The sequence below is a fragment of the Streptomyces sp. NPDC107500 genome (assembly GCF_055582785.1).
Map to the genome: position 1 here is coordinate 436,493 of NZ_JBVJPF010000001.1, position 26,011 is coordinate 462,503.

24 protein-coding genes are annotated in these 26,011 nt (G+C 73.1%); 9 read left to right on the plus strand and 15 right to left on the minus strand.

Annotation, left to right across the window (positions count from 1 at the left end; translation table 11 throughout):
• Positions 1-104: 104 nt before the first annotated feature.
• The 7 genes from ACZ67M_RS01945 to ACZ67M_RS01975 all read right to left on the minus strand — a co-directional run bounded on the left by ACZ67M_RS01945 (position 105) and on the right by ACZ67M_RS01975 (position 8,142).
• The gene (locus ACZ67M_RS01945; protein WP_382803215.1) at positions 105-1,076 is read right to left on the minus strand and encodes an N-acetylglucosamine kinase; all 972 of its coding nucleotides are present in this window, start codon (positions 1,074-1,076) and stop codon (positions 105-107) included.
• Entirely contained in the window at positions 1,067-2,332 is a 1,266-nt protein-coding gene (locus tag ACZ67M_RS01950; RefSeq protein ID WP_469849202.1) for a 6-phospho-beta-glucosidase, read from the minus strand. Before ACZ67M_RS01950 ends, ACZ67M_RS01945 begins: the two co-directional genes overlap by 10 nt.
• A 7-nt stretch (positions 2,333-2,339) precedes the next feature.
• Entirely contained in the window at positions 2,340-3,233 is an 894-nt protein-coding gene (locus ACZ67M_RS01955; protein WP_392008423.1) for a carbohydrate ABC transporter permease, read from the minus strand.
• Positions 3,230-4,174 carry a carbohydrate ABC transporter permease gene (locus ACZ67M_RS01960; protein WP_469849727.1) on the minus strand — a complete coding sequence of 315 codons (945 nt, stop codon included), beginning with the start codon at positions 4,172-4,174 and terminating at the stop codon, positions 3,230-3,232. Before ACZ67M_RS01960 ends, ACZ67M_RS01955 begins: the two co-directional genes overlap by 4 nt.
• A gap of 17 nt (positions 4,175-4,191) precedes the next feature.
• Complete coding sequence (locus ACZ67M_RS01965; protein ID WP_392235208.1) at positions 4,192-5,529, minus strand: ABC transporter substrate-binding protein; 1,338 nt, start codon at positions 5,527-5,529, stop codon at positions 4,192-4,194.
• 92 nt (positions 5,530-5,621) lie between these two features.
• Positions 5,622-6,833 carry an ROK family transcriptional regulator gene (locus tag ACZ67M_RS01970; protein ID WP_469849205.1) on the minus strand — a complete coding sequence of 404 codons (1,212 nt, stop codon included), beginning with the start codon at positions 6,831-6,833 and terminating at the stop codon, positions 5,622-5,624.
• Positions 6,834-7,041: 208 nt separating this feature from the next.
• On the minus strand, positions 7,042-8,142 hold the full coding sequence (locus tag ACZ67M_RS01975) for a mechanosensitive ion channel family protein (protein ID WP_361354596.1): 1,101 nt from the start codon (positions 8,140-8,142) through the stop codon (positions 7,042-7,044).
• 305 nt (positions 8,143-8,447) lie between these two features.
• On the opposite strand from ACZ67M_RS01975, the gene ACZ67M_RS01980 reads away from it, so the two are divergent.
• Entirely contained in the window at positions 8,448-8,984 is a 537-nt protein-coding gene (locus tag ACZ67M_RS01980; protein WP_125495453.1) for an HNH endonuclease, read from the plus strand.
• Positions 8,985-9,020: 36 nt separating this feature from the next.
• Here ACZ67M_RS01980 and ACZ67M_RS01985 read toward each other — a convergent pair whose 3' ends face one another.
• The 4 genes from ACZ67M_RS01985 to ACZ67M_RS02000 form a co-directional block, all read right to left on the minus strand.
• Entirely contained in the window at positions 9,021-9,605 is a 585-nt protein-coding gene (locus tag ACZ67M_RS01985; protein WP_469849207.1) for a Uma2 family endonuclease, read from the minus strand.
• A gap of 103 nt (positions 9,606-9,708) precedes the next feature.
• Positions 9,709-11,067: an FtsX-like permease family protein gene (locus ACZ67M_RS01990; protein WP_469849208.1), complete on the minus strand. Its 1,359-nt coding sequence runs from the start codon at positions 11,065-11,067 to the stop codon at positions 9,709-9,711.
• The gene (locus ACZ67M_RS01995; RefSeq protein ID WP_392008435.1) at positions 11,064-11,768 is read right to left on the minus strand and encodes an ABC transporter ATP-binding protein; all 705 of its coding nucleotides are present in this window, start codon (positions 11,766-11,768) and stop codon (positions 11,064-11,066) included. Before ACZ67M_RS01995 ends, ACZ67M_RS01990 begins: the two co-directional genes overlap by 4 nt.
• On the minus strand, positions 11,765-12,298 hold the full coding sequence (locus ACZ67M_RS02000) for a PadR family transcriptional regulator (protein ID WP_361354607.1): 534 nt from the start codon (positions 12,296-12,298) through the stop codon (positions 11,765-11,767). The genes ACZ67M_RS01995 and ACZ67M_RS02000 overlap by 4 nt, the downstream gene beginning before the upstream one ends.
• A 211-nt stretch (positions 12,299-12,509) precedes the next feature.
• Between ACZ67M_RS02000 and ACZ67M_RS02005 the strand changes: the two genes are divergently transcribed.
• The 3 genes from ACZ67M_RS02005 (at position 12,510) to ACZ67M_RS02015 (ending at position 15,302) form a co-directional block, all read left to right on the plus strand.
• The gene (locus ACZ67M_RS02005; protein ID WP_361355509.1) at positions 12,510-12,815 is read left to right on the plus strand and encodes a hypothetical protein; all 306 of its coding nucleotides are present in this window, start codon (positions 12,510-12,512) and stop codon (positions 12,813-12,815) included.
• Between the two features lie 9 nt (positions 12,816-12,824).
• Positions 12,825-14,936 carry a 4-alpha-glucanotransferase gene (malQ, locus tag ACZ67M_RS02010; protein ID WP_469849210.1) on the plus strand — a complete coding sequence of 704 codons (2,112 nt, stop codon included), beginning with the start codon at positions 12,825-12,827 and terminating at the stop codon, positions 14,934-14,936.
• Positions 14,937-15,008: 72 nt separating this feature from the next.
• On the plus strand, positions 15,009-15,302 hold the full coding sequence (locus ACZ67M_RS02015) for a hypothetical protein (RefSeq protein ID WP_361354613.1): 294 nt from the start codon (positions 15,009-15,011) through the stop codon (positions 15,300-15,302).
• Positions 15,303-15,423: 121 nt separating this feature from the next.
• On the opposite strand, the gene ACZ67M_RS02020 is transcribed toward ACZ67M_RS02015, so the two are convergent.
• The gene (locus ACZ67M_RS02020) at positions 15,424-16,008 is read right to left on the minus strand and encodes a TetR/AcrR family transcriptional regulator (RefSeq protein WP_385800431.1); all 585 of its coding nucleotides are present in this window, start codon (positions 16,006-16,008) and stop codon (positions 15,424-15,426) included.
• A gap of 131 nt (positions 16,009-16,139) precedes the next feature.
• Here ACZ67M_RS02020 and ACZ67M_RS02025 point away from each other — a divergent pair, with 131 nt between their 5' ends.
• Entirely contained in the window at positions 16,140-17,606 is a 1,467-nt protein-coding gene (locus ACZ67M_RS02025) for an FAD-dependent monooxygenase (protein ID WP_469849212.1), read from the plus strand.
• Between the two features lie 21 nt (positions 17,607-17,627).
• Here the strand turns inward: ACZ67M_RS02025 and ACZ67M_RS02030 are convergent, their stop codons facing one another.
• Positions 17,628-18,161, minus strand: a complete 534-nt coding sequence (locus tag ACZ67M_RS02030; protein ID WP_392008443.1) for a MarR family winged helix-turn-helix transcriptional regulator — start codon at positions 18,159-18,161, stop codon at positions 17,628-17,630.
• Between the two features lie 78 nt (positions 18,162-18,239).
• Here ACZ67M_RS02030 and ACZ67M_RS02035 point away from each other — a divergent pair, with 78 nt between their 5' ends.
• From ACZ67M_RS02035 to ACZ67M_RS02045, 3 genes are read left to right on the plus strand one after another with little or no spacing between them, the layout of a single operon-like run.
• On the plus strand, positions 18,240-19,193 hold the full coding sequence (locus ACZ67M_RS02035) for an EamA family transporter (RefSeq protein WP_385800436.1): 954 nt from the start codon (positions 18,240-18,242) through the stop codon (positions 19,191-19,193).
• A 33-nt stretch (positions 19,194-19,226) separates the two neighbouring features.
• Positions 19,227-20,183 carry a DMT family transporter gene (locus tag ACZ67M_RS02040; protein ID WP_469849213.1) on the plus strand — a complete coding sequence of 319 codons (957 nt, stop codon included), beginning with the start codon at positions 19,227-19,229 and terminating at the stop codon, positions 20,181-20,183.
• Positions 20,184-20,212: 29 nt separating this feature from the next.
• A complete protein-coding gene (locus tag ACZ67M_RS02045; RefSeq protein WP_469849215.1) occupies positions 20,213-21,115 on the plus strand; it encodes a LysR family transcriptional regulator in 903 nt (300 codons plus the stop codon).
• Positions 21,116-21,376: 261 nt separating this feature from the next.
• Here ACZ67M_RS02045 and pepN read toward each other — a convergent pair whose 3' ends face one another.
• Both pepN and ACZ67M_RS02055 read right to left on the minus strand, forming a co-directional pair.
• Entirely contained in the window at positions 21,377-23,953 is a 2,577-nt protein-coding gene (gene pepN, locus ACZ67M_RS02050; protein WP_469849217.1) for an aminopeptidase N, read from the minus strand.
• Positions 23,954-24,182: 229 nt separating this feature from the next.
• Positions 24,183-25,199, minus strand: coding sequence for an aspartate-semialdehyde dehydrogenase (locus tag ACZ67M_RS02055; RefSeq protein ID WP_361354633.1), 1,017 nt, complete (start codon positions 25,197-25,199; stop codon positions 24,183-24,185).
• Between the two features lie 275 nt (positions 25,200-25,474).
• Between ACZ67M_RS02055 and ACZ67M_RS02060 the strand changes: the two genes are divergently transcribed.
• On the plus strand, positions 25,475-26,011 hold the full coding sequence (locus ACZ67M_RS02060; RefSeq protein ID WP_125495873.1) for a sigma-70 family RNA polymerase sigma factor: 537 nt from the start codon (positions 25,475-25,477) through the stop codon (positions 26,009-26,011).

Here is a 26,011-nt window from a genome sequence, read left to right on the forward strand (position 1 = left end):
ATCCGGATTCGATCAGGGTGCGACGCACCAACCCCTGCCCATGAACACGCCGGCGGAACCGGTTCGGTTCCCCGAGCCGGTCCCGCCGTCCGTCCTGCGCGGTGTCAGGCCGCGAACCGCTCCCGCACCCGCGCACGGGCCCCGGCCGCAGCGCCCACCCGGTCCAGACCCAGCAGCGCCGCGCCCAGCACCGGCCGCGCGGTCACCACCGTGGGGACGGCCTTGGGGGCGCGGGCCGCCAGCAGCTCCCGTATCCGGTCGTCGAGTTGCGGATGGCGGGCCGCCAGGACGCTGCCGCCGAGCAGGACCGGTGCCGGTTCGGAGAGCAGGTCCAGACGGGTCAGCGCGACCGTCGCCATCGCCACCACCTCGTCGGCCTGCCGGTCCACGACCGACCGGGCGAGCGGGTCGCCCGCCGCCGCCGTGGCGAACAGCACGGGCGTCAGCTCGTGGCGCCGGGCCGGCTCGACGTGCCGCAGGTGCAGGGCCTCGATGAGGGCGTACATCGAGTCGAGCCCGAAGTGCGCCGGCAGGGTCCGGGCCAGTTCCGTGGGTCCGCCCCGGCCGTCCTCCGCGCGTGCCGCGTGCCACAGCGCCTCCTCGGCCAGCCCCCAGCCGCCGCCCCAGTCGCCGGACAGGCGCCCGATGGCCGGGAAGCGGGCGGTGCGCCCGTCGGGTCGCATGCCGACGCAGTTGACGCCGGCCCCGCAGACGACGGCGACGCCGAGCGGCTCGTCGACACCCGCCCGCAGGATCGCGAAGGTGTCGTTGCGCACGTCGACACGCGCCCCCCACGCGCGCGCGTGCAGCGCGGCGGCCAGTTGCTCCTCCTCCACGGGCAGGTCGGCGTTGGCCAGGCACGCCGACACGTGCTCGACGGAGCCGACGCCGGCCGCCGCGAAGGCCCGCGCCACCGCCTCCGCCAGGGTGTCCACGGCCCGTTCGACGCCCACCGCGGGCGGCCGGAAGGGGCCGCCGCGGGCCGTGGCCAGCACCTCCCCGTCCGCCGTCACCACGGCCACGTCGGTCTTGCTGTTGCCCGCGTCGACGGCGAGGACGCTCGCGGTCAGGCCCACGCCAGGTGCTCCCGGTTGTGTGCGATCAGCCGGTCGGTGAGCCGCTCGGCGTACCCGTACTGGCCTACGAGGGGGTGGGCGAGCAGCGCCCGGAAGACCCGGTCCCGGCCGCCGCGCAGAGCGGCGTCCAGGGCGAGATCCTCGTACGCGGTCACGTTCGCCATCAGGCCCGCGTACAGCGGGTGCACGGCCGCCACCGGCAGCGGGGCGGCACCCTTGGCGCCCACCGCGGCCGGCACCTCGATCACGGCGTCGTCGGGCAGGAAGGGCAGCGTGCCCCGGTTGTAGGTGTTGACCACCTGGTACGGGGAGCCGGCGCCGCCGAGCAGGGCGGCGGCCAGGTCGACGGCGGCCTCCGAGTAGTAGGCGCCGCCGCGCTTGGCGAGCAGGGCGGGCTTCTCGTCCAGGGCCGGATCGCCGTACATCTCCAGCAGTTGCCGCTCCATCTCCGCCACCTCTGCGGCCCGCGAGGGCTTGGTGCGCAGTTCGTCGACGACCTCGTCGTGCGCGTAGTAGTAGCGCAGGTAGTAGGAGGGGACGACGCCGAGGCGGTCAAGGAGGGGGCGGGGCAGGCGCAGGTCGGCGGCGACCGCGTCCCCGTGCTCGGCGAGCAGCCGGGGCAGGACGTCCTCGCCCTCGGGGCCGCCGAGCCGGACGCCGGTCTCCCAGGTGAGGTGGTTGAGGCCCACGTGGTCGAGGTGGACGTCGGCGGGCGTCACGCCGAGCAGCGCGGCGAACTTGCGCTGGAGCCCGATCGCCACGTTGCACAGGCCGACCGCCCGGTGCCCCGCCTGGAGCAGGGCCCGGGTCACGATGCCGACCGGGTTGGTGAAGTCGATGATCCAGGCGTCCGGGTTGGCCCGCCGGACCCGCTCGGCGATGTCCAGCACCACCGGCACCGTGCGCAGCGCCTTGGCCAGGCCGCCCGCGCCGGTCGTCTCCTGGCCGACGCAGCCGCACTCCAGCGGCCAGGTCTCGTCCTGCTCGCGGGCCGCCTGGCCGCCGACGCGCAACTGGAGCAGTACGGCGTCGGCGCCCTCCACGGCCGCGTCCAGGTCGGAGGTGGTGACGACCCGGCCGTCGTGGCCCTGCCGGGCGAGGATGCGGCGGGCGAGGCCGCCCACCAGCTCCAGCCGGTCCGCCGCCGGGTCGACGAGGACCAGCTCTTCGACCGGCAGGGTGTCCCGCAACCGGGCGAAGCCGTCGATCAGTTCGGGCGTGTAGGTCGAACCGCCGCCGACCACGGTGAGTTTCATGCAGTCATCAACCCTTTACTCCGGTCAGTGTGACGCCCTCGACGAACGCCTTCTGCGCGAAGAAGAACACGAGGATCACGGGGGCCATGACCAGCACGGTCGCGGCCATGGTGAGGTTCCAGTCGGTGTGGTGGGCGCCCTTGAAGGACTCCAGGCCGTAGGAGAGGGTCCAGGCGCCGGGGTTCTCGGAGGCGTAGATCTGCGGGCCGAAGTAGTCGTTCCAGGCGTAGAAGAACTGGAAGAGGGCCACCGCCGCGATGCCCGGCTTCGCCATCGGCAGGACGACCCTCAGCAGGGTGCGCAGCTCCCCGCAGCCGTCGACCCTGGCCGCGTCCAGGTACTCGTCCGGGATGGTCAGCAGGAACTGGCGCAGCAGGAAGATGGAGAACGCGTCGCCGAACGCCATCGGGACGATCAGCGGCCAGAGGGTGCCGGACAGGTCCAGCTGCTTCGCCCAGAACAGGTACATCGGGATGATGATCACCTGCGGGGGCAGCATCATCATCGAGATCACCAGCATCAGGGACAGATGCCGCCCCCGGAAGCGGAACTTGGCCAGCGCGTAGGCCACGGGCACCGAGGAGACGACGGTCAGGACCGTGCCCAGACCGGCGTAGAGCAGCGTGTTCCGCCACCAGGTGAGGAAGCCGGGCGTGTCCAGGACCGTGCGGTAGTTGCCCCACTCCCAGGTGTGCGGCCACAGGTCCCGGGTGAGGGCCTGCTGGTCGCTCATCAGCGAGGTGAGCACCACGAAGACGAACGGCAGGGTGAAGAACAGCGCGGCGGCGACGCCCAGGGCGTGGACGCCGATCCACTCCAGCAGCACGCGCCGGCGGGCGGCACGCCGTTCGGTGGGTGGTGTCGTGCCGGCCGCCACGGGCCGGTCCAGTACCTGGGTCATCGGTCACCTGCCTGGATCAGTCCGCCCCGGCGGCGCATCAGCAGCGCCGTGCACGCCATGGCCAGCGCGAACAGCACGAGGGCGACCACGCACGCGGAGCCGTAGTCGAAGCGCTGGAAGCCGAGGTTGTAGACGAGCTGGGGGAGCGTGAGGGTCGACTTGTCCGGGTAGCCCGGCTCGAAGGACTGGCCGGAGCCGCCGATGATCCCCGAGGCGACCTTCCCCGCGACCAGCGGCTGCGTGTAGTACTGCATCGTCTGGATCACGCCGGTGACCACCGCGAACAGCACGATCGGCGAGATGTTCGGCAGCGTCACGAACCGGAACCGCTGCCACGCCGACGCCCCGTCCAGCTCCGCCGCCTCGTACTGCTCCTTCGGTACGTCGAGCAGCGCGGCCATGAAGATGACCATGAGGTCGCCCACGCCCCACAGCGCGAGCGCGGTCAGCGCCGGCTTGGACCAGGCCGCGTCCGTGAACCAGCCGGGCGCGGGGACGCCCAGGCCCTCCAGGACGGAGTTGACCGGTCCGGTGCCGGGGTTGAGGAGGAAGACGAAGGCCAGCGTCGCGGCGACCGGCGGGGCGAGGTAGGGGAGGTAGAAGAGGGTGCGGAAGGCCCCGGCCCCCGTCCTGATCTTCGTGATGAGCAGCCCGATCCCGAGCCCGAACGCGACCCGGCAGGTCACCATCACCACGACCAGCCAGAGGGTGTTGCGCAGGGCCGGCCAGAACAGGGGGTAGTCCTGGAAGACGTAGACCCAGTTGTCCAGGCCCCGGAACTCCGGGACCCCGAAGCCGTCGTACCTCATCAGCGAGAAGTACACGGTGGACGCCAGGGGATAGGCGAAGAAGACGCCGAACCCGACGAGCCACGGTGACATGAAGGCCAGCGTGCGCAGCGCCGAGGAACGGCGCTTCGCGCGGAGGGTGTTCGCGGTCATGGACGTGGTCATGTCCGCTACTTCGTCTGCTCGATGTCGCGGTCGATCTGCTCGGCGGTCTTCTCCAGCCCGGCCTTCAGATCCTTCACCTTGCCCGACTCGTACTGGTACCCGAAGTCCTGGAGCGTCAGCTGGTACGTGGAGCCGTTGACGGAGGCCGGCGGGGAGTTCGACTCGGGGTGCTGGGCGATCTCCAGGAAGGTCTTGAACGCGGGGTCGGTCTTGAGGTCCGGGGACTTCAGGGCCGGGAACGTGGAGGGCACGTTGCGGATGGCGTTGGCGAAGGCGACGACGGCCCCGGTGTCGGTCGTCATGTACTTCACCAGCTCCCACGCGGCGTTCTTCTTCTCGCTCTGCGGCGCGATGCCCATGACGGTGCCGGACAGGAACCCCTTGCCGTACTCGTCCACCTCGTCGTCGGCGACGGGCATCGGCGCGGTGCCGATCTCGAAGTCCACCCCGGCGTCCTTGGCCATGCCGAGCCGCCACTCGCCGTCGAGCTGCATCGCCACCTGGCCGGTGTGGAACGGGTGCTTGGCGCCCCACTCGTCGCCGAAGGTGTTGCGGTACTTCTCCAGCCTGGCGAAGCCGCCGAGGTCGTCGACGAGCTTCTTCTGGTACGTGAACATCTCCGCGAAGGCCGGGTCCTCGGCGACGCTCGACTTGCCGTCCTGGTCGAAGTAGGCGTGGTCCCACTGGGACATGTAGTGGTCGACGACGGTCTCGTAGCCGTGGTAGTTCGGCATGAAGCCGAGCTGCTCGTAGCCGTCGCCCTTCGGCTTGGTCAGCTTCTTCGCCACCTCGGCGAACTCGGACCAGGTCTTGGGCGGGGCCTTGATGCCGGCCGCCGCGAAGGCGTCCTTGTCGTAGTAGAGGCCGTAGGCGTCGCCGAGCAGCGGCAGGGCGCAGCGCACGCCCTCGAACTGCGTGTAGTCCAGCATCGGCTTCGGGATGAGCGCGTCCAGGTCGAGCTTCGACTTCTCGATGAAGGGCTTCAGGTCGGCGAAGGCGCCCGACGAGCAGAACTTGCCGATGTTGGAGGTGGTGAACGAGGACACCACGTCGGGCCCGCTCGAACCCCCCGCGCGCAGCGCCTGGTTGAGCTTGTCGTCGTTGATGTTGCCGACGACCTTCACCTTGATGTTGGGGTGGGCCTTCTCGAAGCGGTCGACGTTGGCCTGGACGGCCTTCACCTCGGCGGGCGCGCTCCAGCCGTGCCAGAAGGTGAGGGTGGTCCTGGCGTTCGGGTCGTCGGAGGCGCCGGAGTCGGCCTGGCCGGTACAGGCGGTGGCGAGCAGGGCGAGGGAGGCGGAGGCGGCGACCGCGAGGGCGGCCTTTCTGGATATTCCGGGCATGGCGAGGCTCCCTGGGGCAGGGCGTGGCGGGACGGGGGTGGTGGTGCGGGGTGGGTGGTGCCGTGCGGAGGTGGTGGTGCCGTGCGGGTGGCTCAGCGCGAGGTGTCGAAGACCTCGTCGCGGGTGGTCGCGAGGGCGCTCTCCAGCGCGCCGCGCAGTACGGGGTGGTCGGTCACCTCACCGACGACGAGCCGGGGCCGGGAGGCGGCCAGCTCCTCCAGCTCGTCCTGGACCAGGTCGCGCAGCGTCTCGCCGCCGGCGGCGAGCGAGGTGCCGCTCAGGACGACCAGCTCGGGGTCGAGCACCGAGACGAGGGAGGCGAGGCCGGTGGCCAGGCGGGTGGCGTAGGTCTGGAGCAGCCGGCGGTGCGGTTCGTCGTCGGCCTCGGCGGCACGGGCGACGAGGGCGGCGGCGGCCTCGTAGTACGGCCCCGGGGGAAGGCCGGTGAGGCCCAGCTCCCGGGCGAGCCCCGGCAGGGCCTGGGAGCCGGCGAGTTCCTGGAAGCCGCCGCTGCCGGTCCGGCTGACCTTGCGGACCAGCGGCGCGCCCGGCACCGGCAGGAACCCGACCTCGCCCGCGCCGCCGGTCCAGCCGCGGTGCAGCCGGCCGCCGAGGACCAGGGCGGCGCCCAGGCCCTCCTGGTTCCACAGGAGCACGAAGTCCTCGTGCCCCCGGGCCGCGCCGAGGCGCTGCTCGGCCACGGCCGCGAGGTTCACGTCGTTCTCGTACTCGACCGGCATCGGCAGCGCGGCGGCGAGTTCGTCCAGGAGGGTGGGGGAGTGCCAGCCCGGCAGGTGGGAGGCGTAGCGCAGCCGCCCGGTGCCCGGGTCGAAGGCGCCCGGGGTGCCGATGACGAGGCGGTGCACGTCGGCCCGGGCGAGCCCGGCGGCCTTCACCGCGCCGTCGAGGGCGTCGGTGACCTGCTGGACGACCGGGGCGACGGGCCGCCGGCCCGGGGTCGGCAGTTCGAAGCGGCCGACGGTGCGCCCGGTGACGTCGGCGACCGCGGCCAGGGCGCGGTCCGGGGTGACGTCGAGGCCGGCGGCGTACGCGGCGGCCGGGTTGACCTCGTAGAGCTGGGCGCCGGGGCCCGGGCGGCCCTCGGTGGTGCCGCCGGCCAGGACCAGGCCCGCGGCCTCCAGGCGGGCCAGCAGCTGGGAGGCGGTCGGCTTGGACAGGCCGGTCAGCTTGCCGATCCGGGTCCGGGAGAGCGGCCCGTGCTCCAGCAGGAGGTCCAGGGCGGCCCGGTCGTTCATGGCGCGCAGGACGCGCGGGGTGCCCGGCGTGCCGGCGGTTCCTGCCATGCGTGTCCACACCTGCCTCTCGGCCGCTCAGCCTTTCAGTGGGGGACGGGTAAGTCCACTGCTCGTCCCACCGAAGGTGACTGTTAGGAAAGTTTCCTGTTGGCTGAGAAACGTAGGCCCGCCCGGGAGGGGGCGTCAAGAGACCGCCCCCGGGGCAACGCAGTCGTTACCTCGGGGGCGGTGCGGAAGGGGCGGGTGGGTGCCGCGGCTACTTCGTGGTGCTCGGCGGCGTTATGGGCGACGCGGCGACCGACTGCGGCGACGCGGTGTTCGAGTAGGCCGACGGCGCCGCGACCCCGGCCGCCGGGTCGGCGACGGCCGGGACACCGTCCACCGGGAACGTGGCCCCGCCGACGATCGCGATACCGGCCTCGTCGAAGGACCGCTTGATCCGCCAGCGCAGCTCACGCTCGACGGTGAGGGACTTGCCGGGCATGGTCTTCGCGGAGACCCGCACGACCATGGAGTCGAGCAGTACGGAGTCCAGGCCGAGGACCTCGATCGGGCCCCAGAGCATCTCGTTCCAGGGCTCCTCCTTGCTCATCCGCTCGCCGACCGCGTCGAGGGTCTCCTTGACCTTGTCCAGGTTCTCGTCGGAGCGGACGGTCACGTCCACGCCGGCCGTGGACCAGCCCTGGGAGAGGTTGCCGATCCGCTTGACCTCGCCGTTGCGGACGTACCAGATCTCGCCGTCGACGCCGCGCAGCTTGGTCACCCGCAGCCCGACCTCTATGACCTCGCCGGAGGCCACACCCGCGTCGATGCTGTCGCCGACGCCGTACTGGTCCTCCAGGATCATGAAGACGCCGGACAGGAAGTCGGTGACCAGGTTGCGGGCGCCGAAACCGATCGCCACGCCCGCGACACCGGCGGACGCCAGCAGCGGGGCCAGGTTGATCTGGAAGGTGCCGAGGATCATCAGCGCGGCGGTGCCGAGGATGAGGAAACTGGCCACCGAGCGCATCACGGACCCGATGGCCTCCGAACGCTGCCGGCGCCGCTCGGCGTTGACCAGCAGACTGCTCAGCGCGGTGCTGCCGCCCGTTCCGGTCCTGCGGTTCATCCGCTCTATCAGCTTGGTGATCGCCCGCCGCACCACCGCGCGCAGCACCGCCGCGATCACCAGGATCAGCAGCACCCGCAGCCCGATCGCCAGCCACGTCGACCAGTTCTCCTCGACCCAGCCCGCGGCGTTCGTCGCGTGTTCCTGGGCGTCCCGGAGCGAGGGCACGGGCGGTGTCGTCGACCCCGAGGGCGTCGGGGACGGCGACGGACCGGCGGCCGTGCGGACGGCGGCGGACAGGGACACGACGGCTTACCTCCAAGTGCGGCGGCCCGTCCTTCGAGGTCCGGTCCAAGGTCACGGAAAGGTCACCGGACGGGCAGATGCACCACACTAACGGGGCACCGGGCGCGGAACGGCCCGAAATGGGCGGGAGAGACGGTCCTCACCCGCGCTCGGACTGGTCACGCCCCCGGCGCCGCGCCCCGTGTGGTCGAAAACACTCCCAGCCCGTTACCGGGACATGGTGGCGCTACGACCAGCCATGAGGGGAGACTGAACCAGATCGTCCCGGCGCGAGCCACGCGCCGCCGACGCCCAAGGAGGCACCCGTGCCGCATGTCCTGGTCCTCAACGCGTCGTACGAGCCGCTCGGCGTCGTACCGCTCCGCCGCGCGCTCGTCCTCGTCCTCGAGAACAAGGCCGTATGCCTCGAGGAGTCCGGCGCCTACCTGCACAGCGCGACCGTCACCGTGCCCGCACCCAGCGTGGTCCGGCTCAAGCGGTTCGTGCGGGTGCCCTACCGGGGCCCCGTTCCGCTCACCCGCCGTGCCCTCTTCGCCCGCGACGGAGGCCGCTGCATGTACTGCGGCGCCGTCGCCACCAGCGTCGACCACGTCATCCCGCGCAGCCGCGGAGGGCTGCACGCCTGGGACAACGTGGTGGCCTCCTGCCGCCGCTGCAACCACGTCAAGGCCGACCGCCACCTCGGCGAGATCGGCTGGCGCCTGCACCACAAACCCGCCCCGCCCACCGGTCTGGCCTGGCGCATCATCGGCACGGGCCATAGGGACCCGCGCTGGCTGCCCTACTTGCAGCCGTACGGCGCGGAGGACGCCATGGCCCGGATCGACGGCATTTCCGCCTGACGGTCCGGGCTTTCGCGTACGCCGGTGCGGGGCCGCTCAGCGCACCCAGTTCTTCAGCGGCCCGGTCTCCAGGGTGATCCCGACCGGTTCGGGGAGCGCGACCTCCTTGCCGAAGGGCAGGGTCTGCACGGTCTCGTAACGTCCGCCGTCCGGCCGGCTGTGCACCTTGACCTCGCAGGTGTCCTGGTCGATCAGGAGGTACACCGGGATACCGGTCTCGGCGTACGCCCGGGGCTTCTCGGCGCGGTCGCGCCGGTCGGTGTCGGAGTCGTACGAGGTGACTTCTACGACCATGAGGACGGGGGTGGGGTCGGCCCATTCGCCTTGGCCGACGAACGCCTCCGCCGGGGCCAGTGAGCCGTCGGGACGGGCGCGCCCGCCGCGGTACGTCTCGACCACGAGCCCTTGCACCGGGTCCAGCCACAGGTCGGGCCTGTGCTGCATGCAGATGCGCGTGAGCCACTGAATGACACGTCCGTGATCGCCGTCCGGCACGGCCTTCCCCCCAAGATGTCCGTTGATGAACTCGAGCCGCGCGCCTTCTATGCTCCGGTCGGCATGGCGGGCGAGTTCCTCGAACTCGGTGACGAGCATCTGGGGCCTGTCAGCGGTCACGGTCACAGGGCTCCTCCGGTTGTGCGGGGGTCCACATGATCAGGGTAGGGGAGATCCGGCCTGGCGGGCGGGGCATCCGGATCGGTTGCACCCTCCTGCTGAACGGCCGTCACACGTACCGCAGCTCCCCCGGCCGCACCGAGCGCCCCAGCAGGGGCAGGGCCGTCCCCGCCGCGAGGAGGCAGGCGGCGTACACCGCCGGTGCGACCAGCAGGGCCGTCCACGGGAGCGAGCCGTCGCCGTGCAGGGACGAGTACCAGGCGCCGACCGACAGACCCCCGGCGCAGGCCAGGAGCAGAGCGGGGGCGAGTGGAAGGGCGGTTTCCATCAGCAGGGCCCGGTTCAGGACCGTACGCGGCACCCCCGCCGCGACCTGCGCGGCCAGCGTCCGGCGTCGATTGGCCAGCGACTCGGCGGTGCCCACGGCGAGGCCGGTGAGCGTGATCGCGAGGGCGACGAGGAGCGCGGCGCCCGTCAGGTCGAGGCCGGTCGTGTAGTACGCCAGGCCGGCGCCGAGGCGCCCCTCCCTGGCACGCAGGTCGGTGAGCATCGCGTGCCGGATGCCCAGGAAGGCCGTGCCGGCGACCGTCACCACCAGGACGGCGGCGTGCGTGCGGGCCGGGGCCCAGGGATCGTCCCGCATCCGCTCCGCGGCGAGCAGCGGCGCCGCGGTCCGGGCCCGGGGAGACAGCAGCCGGCCGGTGAGCCGGGCGGTGGCCCCGGCCAGCCACACCGCGCCCGCGCCGAGCGCGACGACGAGGAGGAAGACGGTCAGCGGAGTCCGCCAGCCGACCCAGTTGCCGGCGCCGCCGGAGCCGTCCGTGGCCAGCGTCGTCACCGCGATCAGCAGGATCAGCCCGCCCAGGAAGACCAGGCCCGGCTTCCGGCCCGATTCCGGCCCCACCCGGCGCAGCCGCCCCATTGGTGACGCCACCACCCTGCGCAGCGCCACCGCGCCCGCCACCGCACCCGACACCGGTACGCCGACGGTGACCAGTGCGATGCCCGCCCAGGTCAGCGAGGTCGGCCCGGTCCACAGACGCAGCAGGAGCAGGACCGCGAGGACGGTGGCCACCGCCGAGCCCGCCAGACAGGTCAGCCCTGTCTCCAGTGCCGCGATCCGGCGCACCTGCCAGGGTGTCGCGCCGGCCAGCCGCAGTGCGGCCAGGCGCCGGTCCCGGTGCACGGCGCCGATCCGGGTGCACTGGCCGAGAAAGGCCAGCACCGGTACCAGCAGCAGCAACAGCCCGGCGATCACCCCGGAGCGGGTGCCGCCCTCGTTGACCAGGCCGTGGAGGACGGAGACGGCATAACCGCCCGGGATCGAGGCGAGCGTGACGGCCGCCAGCGCGAATCCGGTGGCGAGCGCCGCGCCCGCCGCCGTAAGGGCGACCCGCCACCACTCCCGCCGGTCCGATCCGCTCACCAGCTGCCGGGCCAGCCGGACGTCCGCACCCCATGTGCTCATGCCGTCACCCCCAGCGCCACGGCGCCGTCCCGCATCCGGACCTCGCGGTCGGCGTACGCCGCCACCTGGGCGTCGTGCGTGACCAGCAGCACCGCCGTGCCCGACTCCCGGGCCGTGCGCGCCAGCGCCGTCATCACCTGCTCGCCCGCCAGCGAGTCCAGCGCCCCGGTCGGTTCGTCCGCGAACACCGCCTTCGGCCCGCCGACCAGCGCGCGGGCCAGCGCCGCCCGCTGTGCCTGACCGCCGCTCATCTCCCCCGGGCGCAGCTCCTCCTGCCCGCGCACCCCGAACCGTTCCAGCCACTCACCGGCCCGCGCCCGCGCCTCGGCGCGTGCGGTGCCGGCCAGCATCAGCGGCAGCGCCACGTTGTCCAGCACCGTCAGTTCCGGGATCAGCTGCCCGAACTGGAAGACCACCCCGAAGTCGGTGCGGCGCAGCTCGCTCAGCCGATGCTCCGGCAGCCCCTCCAGCGGTCGGCCGGCGTACGTCACCGAGCCCGCGTCCGGCCGGACGATCCCGGCCAGGCAGTGCAGCAGCGTGGACTTGCCGCTGCCGCTGGCCCCGGTGACGGCGAGGATCTCGCCGGCCCGCAGGTCGACCGAGACTCCCCGCAGGGCCTCTGTCCTGCCGTACGTCTTCACCAGGTCGCGGGCCGCGAGCAGCGGTCCCGTCGTGGCCTCGTGCGTGTCCCCGTTCGTCATGCGGTGCGGACCTCCGTGGTCAGGGTGGTGAGCCGGGTCGCGGTGGTGGTCATCCAGCGCAGGTCGGCATCGAGGTGGTTGAGGGCGTAGTCGGCCGAGAGCACGGTCGCGAGGTCGGTGCCCGGCGCCGTCTTGAGCGCCGTGAGCTCCCGCATCCGGCCCATGTGGGCGGCGCGCTGGGCCAGCAGGTACGCGCCCGCGTCGCCGCCGGTGAGGATCGAGACGACGACCTTGGCGAAGATCTCGTTCGTCACGAAGGGCGCGGGCGGTGCGATCTCGCCCGCCCATCGCGCCAGTTCCCGGGCGCCCTCGTCGGTCGCGCGGTACGCGGTGCGCTCCGGGCCGCCGTCGGACGCGGTGCCGTCGACCTCCGCCAGGCCGTCCCGGACCAGCCGCTGCAGGGTTGTGTAGACCTGCCCGTAGGCCAGCGGACGGGCCTGCGGGAAGCGTTCGTCGTGGCGCCGTTTGAGGTCGTAGCCGTGGCTCGGCCCCGAGGCGATCAGGCCCAGGAGGAGATGGCGGGTGCTCATGAAGATCAGTATTCATCAAGTACATGTACTGAGTGAATAGCTGGACGGATTCCGTTGAGGATTTCTTTTGCCCGGATCATGGGTATTTGGAAGGAGTGAGATGTGACCAGGGACACGTTGCGGGTGTCGGAGTGCCTGTCCGCGCACCTTTTGGGTAGGGGGCTGCCGTAACCCGCTAGAAGCGTGCTCGCAACAGCCCGACCCAAAGGAGATCTCCGTGGCTGCACCCCTCCTGCTCCCGGCCCCTTCCAAACCCGTGGCGGAGCCGTCCACTCCATGGGCCGAGCCCTCCGCCGCCTCCGAGACCCCGCACTACTGCGTCTTCGGCGCCGCCCAGAGCTTCGCCGAGACCCCGCTGACCAGCGAACCTCCGCTGCCCGACGCCGAGCCCCTGACCAGCGAGTCGCCGTTCGCCGACGCCGTACCGCTGACCAGCGAGTCCTCGCCCGAGCTCACGGCCGACGTGCCGGAGCAGGGCGGCCCCTCCTTCGCCGTTCCCGAGCCGACGAGGTCGTAGAGGTCACAGATGCCAGCAGCCGGGCCGGCCGAGCCCTCCGCCGAGGACCTTCCCGAGGATCTGACCAGGCTCGCCGCCCTGCACGGCGTCGCCACCGCCTACCGCCCGTCCCCGGACCGCACCGTCCCGGCCTCGGTCACCGCGGTGACCCTCGCGCTGGCCGCCCTCGGCGTGGACACGAGCACCCCCGAGGCCGTACGGGCCGCGCTCGCCGCGCGCGAGACCGGGCTGCGCGACCGCCTGCTGCCGCCCACCGTCGTCGACTGGGACGGCGGCGGCACGCCGGCCGCCCTCGCCGCACTGCCCGAGGGCACCCGGCTACGCGTCGACACGGAGCAGGGCGAGACCCGCGACGACGCCGGGCGGCTCCCGCCCGGCGTCCACCGCCTGACCGCCACCGCCCCCGACGGCCGCACCGCCCGGGCCCACCTGATCGTGGCGCCCGCCCGGCTGCCCGCGCCCGCCGGGCGCTCCCACGGACTCCTGGTCCAGCTCTACTCCCTCCTCTCCCGCCGCTCCTGGGGCATGGGCGACCTCGGTGACCTCCGCGAACTGGCCGACTGGGCCGGACGCGCCCTCGGCGCCGGGTTCGTCCAGGTCAACCCGCTGCACGCGGCCGTGCCCGGCGCCCCGTCCGACCCCTCCCCGTACCGGCCCTCCTCGCGCCGCTTCCCGGACCCCGTCCACCTGCGGATCGAGGACGTGCCCGAGTACGCCTACGTCACCGACCCCGAGCGCGCCCGGAAGCTCGGGGAACGGGCGGCACGGCTGCGCGGTGCCGTCCTGGACGACGATGCCCTGATCGACCGGGACGCCGTGTGGGAGGTGAAGCGCGACGCACTCGACCTGCTCCACGAGGTCCCCCTCGGGCCCGGCCGCCGCGCCGCCTACTGCGACTACCTCGCCGCACAGGGCACCGCGCTGGAGGACCACGCCACCTGGTGCGCGCTCGCCGAGATCCACGGCCCCGACTGGCACCGCTGGCCCGAGGGCCTGCGCGACCCTCGCTCGGCCGCCACCGAACGCGCCCGCACCGAGCTGATGGACCGCGTCGACTTCCACTCCCGGCTCACCTGGCTCACCGACACCCAGCTCACCGCCGCCCAGCACACCGCCCGCGAGGCCGGGATGCCGGTCGGGATCGTCCACGACCTCGCCGTCGGGGTGCACCCGCGCGGTGCCGACTCCTGGGCGCAGCAGGAGTACTTCGCCCGCGGCATGTCGGTGGGCGCCCCGCCCGACGCCTTCAACGCCCTCGGCCAGGACTGGGGCCTGCCGCCCTGGCGCCCCGACCGCCTCGCCGAGTCCGGGTACGCGCCCTTCCGGGACCTGCTGCGCGGCCTGTTCCGCTACGCCGGCGCGCTGCGCGTCGACCACGTCATGGGCCTGTTCCGGCTCTGGTGGGTCCCCGAGGGCCACCCGCCCACCCAGGGCACCTACGTCCACTACGACGCCGAGGCCATGCTTGCCGTCCTCGTCCTGGAGGCCACCCGGGCCGGCGCCGTCGTCATCGGCGAGGACCTGGGCACCGTCGAACCCGGCGTGCGCGAGGCGCTGCGTGAACGCGGGGTGCTCGGCACCTCGGTGCTGTGGTTCGAGCGCGACTGGACCGGCGACGGCCGTCCGCTGCCGCCCGAGCAGTGGCGCGCCGACTGCCTGGCCACCGCCACCACCCACGACCTGCCGTCCACCGCCGCCCGCCTCACCGGCGAGCACGTCGAACTCCGCGACCGTCTCGGCCTGCTCACCCGCCCGCTGGAGGTGGAGCGTGCGGAGGCCGCCGCGGACACCGCCGAGTGGCTGGAGGCCCTGGCCCGGCTCGGGCTGCTGGACGGCACCGGCGGCGACACCGGAAACCCCGCCGAGGAGGCGGAGATCCAGGCCGTGCACCGCTTCCTGCTGCGCACCCCGGCCCGCATGGTCGGCATCTGGCTCCCGGACGCCGTCGGCGACCGCCGCCCGCAGAACCTCCCCGGCACCTGGGACCAGTACCCGAACTGGCGGCTGCCCGTCGCCGACGCCGAGGGCCGCCCGGTGACCCTGGAGGACCTGGCTGCCTCACCCCGCCTGCACGCCCTGATCGACGTCGTGAGGGAACGCGACGGCGGCCGGGACGGCTGAACCGGGCGCCCGCGGGCCCCGTACGGGCACCCCGGGCGCGCGGTCCGTCCGGCCGTTCGCTAACTTGGCACCGTGGACAAGAAGAACGCCCTGCGCGCCGGCGCCCTGGCAGCCGGTACGACGCTGATGATGCTGCTCATGTCGTCCCCCGCGCTCGCGCTGACCCGCGACGACGGCGACGACCCCGGCACCGGCCTGAGCGTCATCGAGACGCTGGGCTACTACGTCCTGGCCCCGCTCGCGCTGTTCGCGATCATCGCCGGTCTGGTCATGGCCCTGGACAGGTCCAAGCCGGAACACCGGGTGATCACCCCCGGCGGCAAGGGCAGGACCAAGACCAAGGCCGAGGTCGCCGCGAAGGCCTGACCTCTCCGCAACGGCTTCACCGAGGGCGCCGCCCGGCACACATGTGCCGGGCGGCGCCCTCCGGCGTTCTCACGGGCCGGGGCCGCGTGTTCCGGAGGCTCGGCTCTCAGGGACTGGCTCTTCAGGGACTCGGCGCGGTCAGATAGCGCTGGAGCGTGGGCGCCAGCCACGCCAGAAGCTCCTCGCGGTGCAGCGCCACGGCCGGAGGGAAGCGCAGGATGTAGCGCGTCAGCGCCAGACCCAGCACCTGCGTCGCGACGAGCGCGGCCCGCGCGGGCGCCTGCTCGGGGTCCGGGCAGACCCGTAGGGCCACCGGCAGCACCTGGTCGCGGAAGATGCCCTGCATGCGTTCGGCCCCGGCCTGGTTGGTGGTCCCGGCCCGGAGCAGCGCCGTGAGGACCTCGTTCTCCTCCCACCGGGAGAGGAAGTGCGCCATCAGGGCCCGTCCGACCTCCTCGCGCGGCAGCTCGGACAGGTCGGGCAGCGCGAGATCGATGGCGACGGCGGCCGCGAACAGGCCCTCCTTGTTGCCGTAGTACCGCATCACCATCGACGGATCGATGCGCGCGTCCCGGGCGATGGCGCGGATGGTCGCCCGCTCGTAGCCGTCGGCGGCGAAGCGCTCGCGGGCCGCGTCCAGGATCGCGGCGCGGGTGGAGTCGGAGCGGCGGGCGGGCGATCCGTGGTCGTCGTTCTCGTCGGACATGTCCACGAGCGTATGCCAACAAGCGTAGGCCAACAAGTGTTGACGCCGATCCGCAAGCCGTTCTACGGTGACAACGAGCGTTGGCAAACAACCGTTGGCAAACGAACGTTGGCATCGCCTTGGAGGCCCACATGAACGGCACCCGCACCTCCGTGATCGTCGTCGGAGCGGGCCCCACCGGCCTGCTCCTCGCCGGTGACCTCGCCACCGCCGGCATCCCCGTCACCCTCGTCGAGAAGCGCCCGCACCGGATCAGCAACCTCTCCCGCGCCTTCGTCCTGCACGCCCGCACCCTGGAGCAGTTCGACGCCCGCGCCCTGGCGGACGAACTGGAGGCGCTGGGCCGGCCCCTGGACAGCCTCCGCGTCTTCGGCCGCCTCTCCATCGACCTCGCCACCCTCCCCTCCCGCTTCCAGCACCTCCTCGTCCTCCCGCAGTACGAGGTCGAGAAGGTGCTGGAGCGGCGGGCGGTGGAGGCGGGCGTGGAGTTCCGGTACGAGACCGGGGTGACCGGTCTGCACCAGGACCCGGCCGGAGACACCGTGACCGTCGAGGTCCGCGGACCGGACGGCGAGCCCGGGACGCTGCGGGCGGCGTACGTCGTCGGCACCGACGGGATGCGCAGCACCGTGCGGGAGGCGATCGGCCTGCCGTTCCCGGGGCGTTCGGCCATCCGTTCCGCCGTTCTCGCCGACGTGCGGCTCGCCGAGGAGCCGGAGACGCTGCTGACCGTCAACGCCAACGGGGACGCCCTGGCCTTCCTGGCGCCGCTGGGCGACGGGTACCACCGCGTGATCGGCTGGCAGCGGGGCCGCGACGTCCCCGACACCGAGCCGCTCGGGTTCGACGAGGTCAAGGAGACCACCCGCCTCGCCCTCGGCCGGGACTTCGGGATGCACGACGCCCGCTGGATGTCCCGCTTCCACAGTGACGAACGCCAGGCACCCGCCTACCGGGTGGGCCGCGTGTTCCTCGCGGGCGACGCGGCGCACGTGCACACGCCGGCCGGCGGGCAGGGCCTGAACACCGGTCTCCAGGACGCGGCGAACCTGAGCTGGAAGCTGGCGGCCGTGCTGCACGGTCACGCCCGGCCCGGGCTGCTGGACACGTACCAGAGCGAGCGGCACCCCGTCGGCAGGTCCGTGCTGCGCAGCAGCGGCGGCATCGTGCGCCTCGCCATGGCCAGGCGCCCCTGGACGCTGGCGTTCCGGGCCGCGGTGACCACGGTCCTCGGCCACCTGGGCCCGGCCCGCCGCCGGGTCACCGGCCGGATCACGGGCATCGGCTACCGCTACCCCGCTCCCCGCGGCGCCCACCGGCTGACCGGCACCCGCGTCCCGGACCTGCCCCTCGCGGGCGGAGTCCGGCTCTACGAGGCGCTGCGCGGCGGACGGTTCGTGCTGATCGCCCCGGCGTCGGCCCAGGGTGCGGGGGCGTACCTGGACGGGGAGGGCCGCAAGGAGCGGCTGTCCGTGGAGTGCTGGACGAGCGGGCGCCGTACGACGGTGCTGGTGCGCCCCGACGGGCACGTGGCCTGGGCGGCCGACGACGCCGGCGTGGCGGAGACCGGGTCGGCCGTCGCCGCGCACGTGGGCTGAGGGGTCCGCCCGCTTCCCGGTCTACTTCTCGGTGCCGGCGAGCAGGACCCGCAGCAGGTCGGCCACCTCGGCGGCCTGCCGCGCGTCCAGGGCGGACAGGGCCTCCGTCTGGGCGGCGAGACCCGCGCCGACCGCCTCGTCGATCAGCTCCAGACCCCGGTCGGTGAGCGTGACCTGGAGTCCCCGGCGGTCGTGCGGGTCGGGGGAGCGGCGCAGCAGCCCCGCGCGTTCGAGCTTGTCCAGGCGGCCGGTCATGCCGCCGGTGGTGAGCATCAGCGTGGCCGAGAGCTGCCGGGGCGAGAGGGTGTAGGGCTCGCCGGAGCGGCGCAGGGTGGCCAGGGCGTCGAACTCCCCGCGGGAAATCCCGAAGCGGGCGTACGCCTTCTCCATCCGGTCGCCCATCGCGCGGGCCAGCCGGAACACCCGGCCGAACACCTCCATGGCGGCCGTGTCCAGGTCGGGACGGACCACCGCCCACTGGTCGACGATCGCGTCGACGGGGTCCTTGCGCGGCTCGGGGGAGGGTTCGGGGGGTGTCCCGGGGCGTTCGGTCATGGCACGAGTATCGGCAGGATTCCGCTCGACCGCAAGAAAGTAGCTTGACGGAAACTTGCTTACAAGTAAGCTATCCACATGCTGTCCGCCGGTCGCACCACCCTCATAGCGCTCACCGCCCTCGCCCCCGTCTCCTGGGGCACCACCTACGCCGTGACCACCGAGTTCCTCCCACCGGACCGGCCCCTGTTCACCGGTCTGGCGCGCGCCCTGCCCGCCGGTCTGCTGCTGATCGCGCTCGCCCGGGTGCTGCCGCGGGGCGCCTGGTGGTGGAAGGCGGCGGTGCTGGGCGCGCTGAACATCGGCGTCTTCTTTCCGCTGCTGTTCCTCTCCGCCTACCGGCTGCCGGGCGGCATGGCGGCCGTCGTCGGCTCGGTCGGCCCGCTCTTCGTCGTCGGTCTCTCGGCCCTGCTGCTGGGGCAGCGGCCCACCACGCGCGCGGTGCTCACCGGCGTCGTCGCCGCGTTCGGCGTCAGCCTGGTCGTGCTGAAGGCGGCCGGCGGGCTGGACGCGCTCGGCGCGCTGGCCGCCCTGGCGTCCGCCGCGTCCATGTCCACCGGCACCGTGCTCACCAAGCGCTGGGGCCGCCCCGAGGGCGTCGGCCCGCTCGCGCTCACCGGCTGGCAGCTGACCGCGGGCGGGCTGCTCATCGCGCCGGTCGCCCTCCTGGTCGAGGGTGCTCCGCCCGCCCTGGACGGCGCGGCGGTCGGCGGCTACCTCTACCTGGCGCTGGCCAACACGGCGGTGGCGTACTGGCTCTGGTTCCGCGGCATCGGCCGGCTCTCCGCCACCCAGGTCACCTTCCTCGGCCCGCTCTCGCCGCTCACCGCCGCGGTCGTCGGCTGGGCGGCGCTGGGCGAGACGCTGACGCCGGTGCAACTGGCCGGCATGGCGCTGGCGTTCGGGGCGACGGTCGCGGGGCAGCGGGCGCCGCGCGCGAAGACGGGCACGGGGCTCGTACCGTTCAGTTCTCCTTCAAAAAACGGTCGAAAAGATTCGATGGACCTGACGGGTCCGGGCCTGCGACGGTAGCTCCACCACACCGCCGACAGTGAAAGGACCTCCGTGGCCGTAGCCGACCGCCGGACCGTCACCCCCGTCCCCACCCCCACCCCCGCTCCCACCCCTGCCGACGCCCTCGCCGCGCCCGCCGCGCCCGTCCGCCCCGTCGCGCTCGGGATCGGGCTCGCCGTGCTCGCCACCGTCGTCTGGTCCGGCAGCTTCGTCGCCTCCCGTGCCCTCGGGGACAGCGTCCCGCCCGTGCAGCACGCGTTCTGGCGCTGGGTGGTGGCGCTCGCGGTCGTGGCCCCCTTCGGCGCCCGGCGGGCATGGCGGCAGCGGGCGCTCGTCCGGCGCCATCCCGGCTTCGTCCTCCTCGCCTCCCTGCTCGGCGTGGCCGTCTACAACACCCTCGTCAACCAGGCCGGCGTCACCACGCCCGCCGCCAACATGGGCATGATCATGGCGGCGTCCCCGGTGCTGATGGCGGTCTACGAACGGGCGGGCGGCGTACGGCTCGGCGCCCGCCGGGTGGCGGGGCTGCTCGTCGCCTGCGCGGGCGTGCTGCTGCTGGTCGGAGGCGGGGCGGGCTTCTCGGCGGGCGACCTGTGGATGATCGCCGCGGCCTGCTGCTTCGGGTCGTACAGCGCGCTGCTGCGCCGCAGGCCCGCCGGTCTGGACGGGGTCGGGTTCCTGTTCACCACGTTCCTCCTCGGCACCCTCATGCTGCTTCCCGCGCAGGGCGTCAGCCTCGCAGCGCAGGGCGGCTTCAGCCCGGAGCCGGGCACCCTCCTCGCCCTCCTCTACGTCGGTGTCGCCTCCTCGGCGGTGGCCTTCTTCGCCTGGAACAAGGCGATCTCCCTGATCGGTCCGTCCCGCGCCGGCGTCGTCTACTACCTCCAGCCGGTGTGCGTCGCCCTGCTCTCCTGGGCGCTGCTGGCCGAACCGACCGGCTGGGCGCAAGCGGGCTGCATGGCGCTGATCCTCGGCGGCGTCGTCCTCGGCGCGGGGTCGCGTCGGTGACGGGGGCCGGACGCGGATAGGTTGCCGCCATGGCCGACTGGGACATCCGCAAGCTGCGAATCCTGCGGACGCTGCGGGAACGGGGCACGGTGACCGCGACGGCCGAGGCGCTGAACATGACGCCGTCCGCCGTGTCCCAACAGCTGACGAACCTCTCCCGGCAGCTCGGCGTGGAGCTGCTCCGGGCCCAGGGACGCCGGGTCCGGCTGACGGACGCGGCCCGCCTCGTACTGCGGCACGCGGAGGCGGTCTTCGAGGAACTGGAACGGGCGGAGGCCGAGTTGTCGGCGTATGTCCGGGGAGAGGCCGGCGAGGTGCGGGTCGGCGCCTTCTCCACCGCCGTGCCGGCGCTCGTCGTACCGGCCGTCTCCGCGCTGCGGGCGAGCCACCCCGCCGTGACGGTGCGGGTGCGGGAGGCCGAGGCGCAGGAGGCGTACGAGCTGCTGGCCGCCGGGGAGGTGGACCTCGCCCTGTCGCTGGCCGCGCAGGCGCCGAGCGCCACCGACCCGCGCTTCACCCGGGTCCCGCTGCTCGCCGACCCGCTGGACGTGGCCCTGCCCGCCGACCACCCGCTGGCCCGCGCGGAGGGGCTCCGCCTGGCCGACCTCGCCGCCGAGCCGTGGATCTTCGGCGGCAGCGGCCCCTGGTCCGCCATCACCCACGCGGCCTGCGAGGCGGCCGGCTTCCGCCCGCACCAGGCGCACACGGCGGCCGGCTGGACGGCGATCCTCGCGATGGTCGGGGCCGGGATGGGCGTGGCCCTGGTACCCCGCATGGCGGCCGTCCCGCGCGACGGCGTCTCCATGCGCGACCTGCACGCCGACCGCCCCGTCCGCCACGTCGTCGCGGCCGTGCGCAGGGGAGCGTCGGAGGCCCCCGCCGTCGCGACGGTACTCAGGGCTCTCCACGGGGCGGCGGCCTCCCGCCCCTGAGCCGTGCCGCACGGGGGCCCCGCGGCCCGGCTCGCGCGCCACCTGGCGTGGTGGGCGAACGCGAGGACTCGGGCGGGCCCGGCGACGGGTGGACCGCGCGTTCGGCCGACCTGGGCACCCGGGCACGCGGGTACCCGAGCACCCGAGCACACGGGCACCCAAGCACACGGGCACATGGGCACCCGAGCACACGGGCACCCGACCACACGGCAGGGGCGCCCGGCCCGACGCGCGGACCGGACGCCCCTGCGGCGTGAAGACCTACTCCGTGGTCGCCGCCGCGTCGGCCGCCTGGGCCAGCAGGGCGCGCTCGATGCCCGAGCGGGACTCCGAGACCAGGCGGCGCAGGGCCGCGTTCGGCTGGGCGGAGGCCAGCCACGCGTCCGTGCGGTCCAGGGTCTCCTGCGACACCTGCACCGCCGGGTACAGGCCGACCGCGATCTGCTGGGCCATCTCGTGCGACCTGGACTCCCAGACGCCCTTCAGCGCCTCGAAGTACCGCTCCGTGTACGACGCCAGCAGCTCGCGCTGGTCGGTCTGGACGAAGCCGGCGATGACCGCCTCCTGGACGGCGTTCGGCAGCTTGTCGGACTCCACGACCGACTCCCATGCCTCCGCCTTGGCCTGCTCGGTGGGCCGGGCGGCACGCGCGGTGGCGGCGTGCCGCTCACCGGCGGCCGTCTTGTCCCGCTCGTACTCCGAGGCGATCTCCGAGCCGCCGAACCGTCCCACGGCCGCCAGCCGCTGCACGAACGCCCAGCGCAGCTCCGTGTCGACGGCCAGGCCCTCGATCGTCTGCGTACCGTCGAGGAGCGCGTCCAGCAGGTCGAGCTGCTCCGGCGTCCGCGCCGTCGCCGCGAACGCGCGCGCCCACGCCAGCTGGTGGTCGCTGCCCGCCTCGGCGGCCCGCAGGTGGGCCAGCGTGGCCTCGGTCCAGCGGGTGAGCAGCGCCTCGCGGGCGGTCGGGGCGGCGTACTGGTCGATGGCCAGCTTCACCTGGCGGTGCAGCGACTGCACGACACCGATGTCGGACTCCTTGCCGATGCCGGACAGGACCAGGGAGAGGTAGTCCCGGGTGGCCAGCTCCGCGTCCCGGGTCATGTCCCAGGCCGACGCCCAGCACAGCGCGCGCGGCAGCGACTCGGTGAAGTCGCCGAGGTGCTCGGTGACGACGGCCAGGGACTGCTCGTCCAGGCGGACCTTCGCGTACGACAGGTCGTCGTCGTTCAGGAGCAGCACCGCCGGGCGGGCCTTGCCCACCAGCTGCGGCACGTCCGTCAGCTCGCCGTCCACGTCCAGCTCCACGCGCTCGCCGCGCACCAGCTTGCCGTCCGCGTCGAGGTCGTAGGCGCCGACCGCGATGCGGTGCGGGCGCAGCGTGGGCTCGCCCTTGGCACCGGCGGGCAGGGCCGGAGCCTCCTGCCGGATCGCGAAGGAGGAGATCACGCCCTCGGCGTCCGTCTCGATCTCCGGGCGCAGCACGTTGATGCCGGCCGTCTCCAGCCACGCCTTCGACCAGGTCTTCAGGTCGCGCCCGGAGGTCTCCTCCAGCGCGCCCAGCAGGTCGGACAGGCGCGTGTTGCCGAACGCGTGCCGCTTGAAGTACGCCTGCACGCCGCTGAAGAACGCGTCCTCACCGACGTAGGCGACGAGCTGCTTGAGCACGCTCGCGCCCTTGGCGTACGTGATGCCGTCGAAGTTGACGAGCACGTCGTCCAGGTCGCTGATGTCCGCCATGATCGGGTGCGTGGAGGGCAGCTGGTCCTGCCGGTACGCCCAGGTCTTCATCTGGTTGGCGAACGTCGTCCACGAGTGCGGCCACTTGGAGCCGGGCGCGTCGGCCTGGCAGGCGGCCTCGGCGTAGGTGGCGAACGACTCGTTCAGCCACAGGTCGTTCCACCACTCCATGGTGACCAGGTCGCCGAACCACATGTGCGCCAGCTCGTGCAGGATCGTCGCCGCCCGCACCTCGTACGCCGCGTCCGTCACCTTCGAACGGAACACGTACTGGTCCCGGATGGTCACCGCGCCCGCGTTCTCCATCGCGCCCGCGTTGAACTCCGGCACGAAGAGCTGGTCGTACTTCTTGAAGGGGTACGGGTAGTCGAACTTCTCCTGGAACCACTCGAAGCCCTGCCGGGTCACCTCGAAGATCGCGTCCGAGTCGAGGTGCTCGGCGAGCGACGGGCGGCAGTAGATGCCGAGCGGCACCGACTGGCCGTCCTTCTCGTACACGCTGTGCACCGAGTGGTACGGGCCGACGATCAGGGCCGTGACGTACGACGAGATGCGCGGGGTCGGCTCGAAGACCCAGACGCTGTCCTTCGGCTCGGGCGTCGGCGAGTTGGAGATGACCGTCCAGCCCTCGGGCGCCTTCACGGTGAACTGGAACGTCGCCTTGAGGTCGGGCTGCTCGAAGCTCGCGAAGACCCGGCGCGCGTCCGGCACCTCGAACTGGGTGTACAGGTACGCCTGGTCGTCCACCGGGTCGACGAACCGGTGCAGGCCCTCGCCGGTGTTGGTGTACGCGCAGTCGGCGGCCACGCGCAGGATGTTGCGCCCCGGCAGCAGGCCCGGCAGCGCGATGCGGGAGTCCTGGAACACCTCGTCGGCGTCGAGGGCGTCGCCGTTCAGCGTCACCTCGTGGACGGCCGGCGCGACCAGGTCGATGAAGGACTCGCCGCCGCCCTCCGCGACGTCGAAGCGCACCGTGGTCACGGACCGGTAGGTGCCGCCCTCCTGCGCGCCGGTGAGGTCGAGATCGATCTCGTACGAGTCAACGCTCAGCAGCGTCGCCCGCTGCCGCGCCTCTTCGCGAGTCAGGTTTGTGCCAGGCACGCGGTCATCTCCTCGTTATGTGTCGGTTGCGCCATCCTTCCACGCGGCCCGCACGGAACGCGATGTCCATTTCCCTCCGGTGGGCGGGCCGGGCGGGCGTGAACCTGGGAGCTGTCCAGCCGTACGCGAAAAGGGCCCCGGAACTGATCGTCCGGGACCCTTTTCACGTACGTCGAGTACGGCTGCTTCCTCTACGAGGTGAGGCGGGGTTAGCCCCGGCCCCGGGCCACTAGCCCTTCAGCTCCGCCGCCACCAGCTCCGCGATCTGCACCGCGTTCAGGGCCGCGCCCTTGCGCAGGTTGTCGTTGGAGACGAAGAGGGCGAGGCCGTTCTCCACGGTCTCGTCCTGGCGGATGCGGCCCACGTACGACGGGTCCTGCCCGGCCGCCTCCAGCGGGGTCGGCACCTCGGTGAGGGCGACGCCGGGGGCGCCGGCCAGCAGCTCCTTGGCGCGGGCCACGCTGAGCGGGCGGGCGAAACGGGCGTTGATCTGGAGCGAGTGGCCGCTGAAGACGGGCACCCGCACGCAGGTGCCGGAGACCTTCAGCTCCGGGATCTCCAGGATCTTGCGGGACTCGTTGCGGAGCTTCTGCTCCTCGTCCGTCTCGTGCAGGCCGTCGTCGACGATCGAGCCGGCCAGCGGCAGCACGTTGTACGCGATCGGCGCCACGTACTTGTCGGGCTTCGGGAACTCCACCGCGGAGCCGTCGTGCGTGAGCTTGGGGGCGTCCGCGCCGACCTTCTGGACCTGCTCGAACAGCTCGTCCACACCGGCGAGGCCGGAGCCGGAGACCGCCTGGTAGGTGGCGACGACGAGGGCTTCGAGGCCCGCCTCCGCGTGCAGCGGACGCAGCACCGGCATCGCGGCCATCGTGGTGCAGTTCGGGTTGGCGATGATGCCCTTGGGGCGGTCCGCGATCGCGTGCGGGTTCACCTCGGAGACCACCAGCGGGACCTCGGGGTCGCGGCGCCAGGCGGAGGAGTTGTCGATCACGACGGGGCCCTGCGAGGCGACCTTCTCGGCCAGCGCCTTGGAGGTGGCGCCGCCCGCGGAGAAGAGCACGATGTCCAGGCCGGAGTAGTCGGCGGTGGTCGCGTCCTCCACCGTCACGCCGTCCAGCTCCTTGCCGGCGCTGCGCGCGGAGGCGAACAGGCGCAGCTCGGTGACCGGGAAGTCGCGCTCCGTGAGGATCCTGCGCATGACCGTGCCCACCTGGCCGGTGGCTCCGACGATTCCGATCCTCACGGTGACTCCTTCTCCGTTTGTACGCGTGTCTTCACGCGCGCTTTGCTCGGCCGAGACTTTTCCATCATGGGGCGAAGCCCGGCCCGCCTGTCCAATCCTTTGCCCCGGGTGCCCGCACCCTGGGACGCGGTGGCTCGGTCCGCCCCTGCCCATCCCGTCCCACCCCACACGACGATGTGACGTACGCCTCGCGCCGCAGACCGGCCGGACGGGCGAACGTTTCGGGCGGCCGCGGCGTCATAGGGGAGACGCCGGGACAGGTCCCAGGGGGAGGGGTGGCAGTGCTGCGCAGAAAGGCCCGCCGCGGCCAGGGGGACGCCGGACGCGACGATCCCCTGGACGCGGCCCAGGAACGCCGGGTGCGGGCGGTGCTCGCGCTGGGCGGGGTGCCGCAGGCGGACCTGCCGGACGGGGTGCAGCAGGTCCGCCTGCGGTTGCTGGAGCGGACGGCGAGCGGCCGGGAGGCGCCGCGCGACGTGTCGGCGTGGGCGGCGGTCGTCGCCTCCAACCTGGCGATGGACTGGCACCGCGCCCGGCGCCGCCAGGACCGGCTCGGGGAGCGCCTGGCCGCGCTCCGCCAGGCGGACCATCCCTCGGGGGAGGACACCAGCGTGCTCTCCCTGGCCGTCGCCCAGGGCCTGGACGAGCTGCCCGACGCCCAGCGCCAGGTCCTCGTCCTGCGGTTCTTCGCGGACCTGCCGGTGCGCGGCATCGCCGAGGAGCTGGGCATCCCCGAGGGCACGGTCAAGAGCAGGCTGCACACGGCGGTACGGGCACTGCGGGCCCGCCTGCACGAGGACGAGGTGGTGTGA